General features: G+C 72.4%; 4 protein-coding genes. 2 read left to right on the forward strand and 2 right to left on the reverse strand.

The window, feature by feature from the left end; all coding sequences use genetic code 11:
• Positions 1–1,319 (forward strand): VCBS domain-containing protein (locus ACZJYS_RS23040; protein ID WP_493180463.1); only part of this gene is annotated, 1,319 nt, incomplete at its 5' end.
• A gap of 52 nt (positions 1,320–1,371) precedes the next feature.
• Here the strand turns inward: ACZJYS_RS23040 and ACZJYS_RS23045 are convergent.
• Together ACZJYS_RS23045 and ACZJYS_RS23050 are read right to left on the reverse strand one after the other, a co-directional pair.
• On the reverse strand, positions 1,372–2,652 hold the full coding sequence (locus ACZJYS_RS23045; RefSeq protein WP_493180464.1) for a hydantoinase/carbamoylase family amidase: 1,281 nt from the start codon (positions 2,650–2,652) through the stop codon (positions 1,372–1,374).
• Entirely contained in the window at positions 2,645–3,433 is a 789-nt protein-coding gene (locus ACZJYS_RS23050; protein ID WP_493180465.1) for an SDR family oxidoreductase, read from the reverse strand. The genes ACZJYS_RS23045 and ACZJYS_RS23050 overlap by 8 nt, the downstream gene beginning before the upstream one ends.
• A 146-nt stretch (positions 3,434–3,579) precedes the next feature.
• Here ACZJYS_RS23050 and ACZJYS_RS23055 point away from each other — a divergent pair.
• A partial coding sequence (locus ACZJYS_RS23055; protein WP_493180466.1) for an NAD(P)-dependent oxidoreductase occupies positions 3,580–4,202 on the forward strand: 623 nt, incomplete at its 3' end.

The following is a 4,202-nucleotide window of genomic DNA, read 5'->3' on the forward strand; positions in this document are numbered from 1 at the left end:
CCGACCCGGATGCGGGCGACAGCCTCTGCTTCAGCACGGCGGATGAGCGCTTCGAGGTGGTGGACGGCAACCTGCTGCGGCTGCGGGAAGGCGTCTCCCTCGACTTCGAGACCGAGGCCGGGATTGCCGTGCTGGTGCGGGCGACGGACAGCCACGGGCTGTGGACGGAGCGCAGCCTCGCCGTGCCGGTGCTGGACGCCAACGACTCGCCCCGCGACATCCGCCTGAGCGGCTTCTCGCTGCGCGAGAACGAGGCCGGCGCGGTGGTCGGCACGCTGACGGCGGTCGACCCCGATGCCGGCGACACGCACCGCTTCCGCGTCGATGACGAGCGCTTCGAGGTGGCCGGCAACCTGCTGAAGCTGAAGGACGGCATCGCGCTGGACCACGAGGCCGCCGCCACGCTGCACCTGCGGGTCACCGCCACCGACCATGACGGCCAGGGGCTTTCCGTCACCACCCCCTTCACCCTCACCGTGTGCGACGTGCCGGAAGCCCCCGTCTTCGGCGGCACCGGCACCGGGGCGGTCATCGAGGACGACGAATCCATCACCTATGGCAGGCTGACCGTCACCGACCCCGATGCCGGCCAGTCCTCCTTCCGCGAGGCGGTCCTGGAGAGCGCCTATGGCACCCTCTCCATCGACCGGGAGGGCGACTGGATCTACATCTTCGACGGCCACGACCGCCCCGAGGTGCAGGCGCTGAAGGCGGGCGAGAGCCTGCTGGATGTCCTCACCGTCCAGTCGGCCGACGGGACGGAGACGCAGATCACCGTCACCATCGCCGGCGCGGACGAGCAGCCGGGCATCGACTTCACCTTCGAGGACGGGCTGCAGGGCTGGGAGAGCTTCGGCACGGTGTTCGACGTCAACGACCTCAGCGTGGCCGAGGTGCTCATGTCGGCCCTGCCGGACGGGGCGCCGGAGAACGACCTGGCCGGGCTGACCGCCTTCTTCGGCGGCGCCGAGATCGGCCTGCCCATGCCGCTGCATTCGGAGGCGTCGGGCATCCAGACGACGGTGCAGCTCGAGGCGGGCCAGGTCGTCTCCTTCGACATGTGGCTGGTGAACGAGCTGGCCGGGGCGCCGGAAGGCTATGAGTGCCTGGCGCTGATCTCGCTGCAGAACGAGGCGCACGCCCAGATCTACGGCTTCAGCGACACCGGGCAGCAGTGGAGCAACATCTACTTCACGGTGGAGGAGAGCGGGACCTACCAGCTCGGCTTCGCCGCGCTGCTCTATTCCGACCAGGAAGAGCCGGCCTTCGGCCTCGCCGATCTCTGGCTGGACAACGTCCGCTTCTCCGACCCGCTCTGAGCGGTTGCGGAGCAAGGCGGGGCCGGGAGGCCATTTTCCCGGCCCCGCCGGTTCAGCCGGCGGCCTCGCGCAGCCAGTGCGCCACCACGGCGCAGCCTTCGGCGAAATCCTCCATCCGCATTGCCTCGTGCGGATTGTGGCTGCCATTCTGGTTGCGCACGAACAGCATGGCCGCCGGGATGCCGGCGGCGCCGAAGGCCGCCGCGTCATGCCCGCCGCCCGAGGCCATCTCGCGGTGGCGCACACCCGCCGCCTCCGCCGCGCGGGCCAGGCCGGCGCGGATGCCGGCATCCATGGGCGAGGCCAGCGAGCCGGTCTCGGCGCCCAGCTCGAAGCGCACGCCGCGGCGGGCCTCGATCTCCGGCACCTTGCGGGCGAGCGCCGCGAAGATGGCGTCCACGCTGGCCGGGTTCACGCTGCGCACATCCAGCATGAAGGTGGCCTCGCCGGGAATCTTGGTGAAGCCCGCCTCCGCCGTGGTGGCCAGGGTGCAGAAGGTGACGACGAGGGTGTGGCCCCGCGCCTCCAGCAGCGCCCACTCCTCGTCGAGCGCCACCGCCAGCTCGGCGAGCGCGATGGCCGCGTCCCGCCGGTAGCGGCGCGGTGTGCCGCCCGAGTGGTTGTACTCGCCGAGCACCCGCCCCTGGCGCAGCCGCCGGCTGCCGGGGATGCCGGTGACGATGGCCACGGGGATGCGCTCCGCATCCAGCACCGGCCCCTGCTCGATGTGCAGCTCGAGGAAGGCGGCGGTGTTCTCCGGCGTCAGCACGCGCTCGCCGCGCGCGGCGAAATCGGGGTCGAAGCCTTCCTCGCGCATGTGCTCGGCGAGCGTCCGGCCGCTGTCCTGGCGCTTCACCTGAAGCTCCTCGGGCTTCAGCCGGCCCAGCGCGCCGCGGCTGCCGGGGTAGGAGGTGGGGAACCAGGCCCCCGCCTCCTCCGCCCGCGTCGCCATCACCACGATGTCCCGCTCGGGCACGAAGCCCGCGCGCTTCAGCCCGGAGACGGCGGCGAGGCCGGCGAGCACGCCCGCCGCGCCATCGAAATTGCCGCCATTCGGCACGGAATCGAGGTGGCTGCCGAGCAGCACGCGCGGCGCCGCCCGGTCCCGCCCCGGCAGGGTCATGTAGAGGTTGCCCACCGGGTCGGCGGCCACCTCCAGCCCCAGCGCCTCCGCCTCGCGCCGGGCCAGCGCATGGGCCATGCGCTCGCCGGGGCCATAGGCCTCGCGCGTCACGCCCTCGCCGTCGCGGCTCTTCTCCCGCAGCTCGTCGAACATGCGGGCGGCGAGGTCGACATCCGGCACCAGGTTCAGTCGGGCCGCCGCATCAGACACAGCGGACAGCCCCGCCATCCATGATGTGGATGCGGCCCGTGGTGTAGGCGGACTTGTCCGAGGCGAGGAAGGCGGCCATCGGGCCGAACTCCGGCGGCTCGCCATAGCGGCCGGCGGGGATGGCGGCGGAGCGCTCGGCCACCAGCGCCTCGATGCTCTTGCCGGTCTTGGCGGCCACGGCGGCCAGCGTCTCCGCCGTGCGGTCGGTGGCGAAGGCGCCGGGGGCCAGGATGTTGCAGGTGATGCCCTCGCCCGCCAGCTCGGCCGAGAGGGTCTTGTTCCAGCCGACGATCGAGGCGCGCAGCGTGTTGGAGAGCGCCAGGCCCGGCAGCGGCTGCACCATGCCGGTGGAGCCCACCGCCAGGATGCGGCCCCATTTCTGCTCGCGCATCGCCGGGATCAGGCGGTTGGCGATGCGGATGGGCGAGAGGACGATGCGCTGGAACCAGGTGATCAGGTCCTCCTGCTTCATCTCCAGCGCCGAGCAGGTCGGCGGGCCGCCATGGTTCAGCACCAGGATGTCCACGCCGCCCAGCGCCGCCACGGCGGCGTCGGCCAGCCGGTCCATCTGCGCGCCCTCGGCCACGTCGGCCGGGATGCCCACCGCCTTCGGCGCGCCGAGCGCCTGCAGCTCGGCCGCCACGCGGTCGAGGCTCTCCTGGCTGCGGCCGGAGACGGCCACCGCCACCCCCTCCGCCGCCAGCGCATCGGCGATCGAACGGCCGAGGCCCTTCGAGGCCCCCATCACCAGGGCGCGACGCCCGCTCAGACCGAGATCCATGGTCCTGACTCTCCCGAAAGAATTGGGCGCGGACGGTGAACGCTTCCCCCGCCCCTGGCAAGACGGGGGGGCGCGGAAAGGGAGGGTCTGGCCAGGGCCGGGGACGTGGTTAAGCTACCTCCAAAGAATTGGGAGTCCGGAAAGCCATGTCCGCAGCCAGCGTTCCCCCCAGCCCCCCCTCGGGAGGGGCATCGCGCCACCGCCTCGTCTCGGTGCGGCGCCTGCCGCCCGCCGTCACGGCGCGGGCCGCGGCGGAGTATGACGGCGTGCTGGCGGTGGAGCACGACATCGGGCGCGAGGAATCGCTGGCGCTGCTGCGCGACCACGCGGCGGAGGCGCTGCTGTTCAGCTCCAGCTTCAAGCTGGATGCCGGCTACATCGCCGCCATGCCGCCCCAGGTGAAGGTGGCCGCCACCTGCTCGGTGGGCTTCGACCATGTCGACGTGGCGGCGGCCAAGGCGCGCGGCCTCATCGTCACCAACACGCCGGACGTGCTGACCGGCTGCACCGCTGACCTCGCCTTCTCCCTGCTGCTCTCCGCCGCCCGCCGCCTGCCCGAGGCCGACGCGCTGATGCGGCGCGACGCCTGGGGGCCGCGCAGCATGGGCGATTTCCTCGGCGTGCGCGTCTGGGGCAAGACGCTCGGCATCCTCGGCATGGGGCGGATCGGACGCGCGGTGGCGCGGCGCGCCCGCGGCTTCGACATGCGCGTGCTCTATCACGACGTGGCGCCGCTGCCGCCGGCGCTGGAGGAAGGCGCGCACTACGT

This window comes from Roseomonas sp. TS2, from assembly GCF_058833935.1.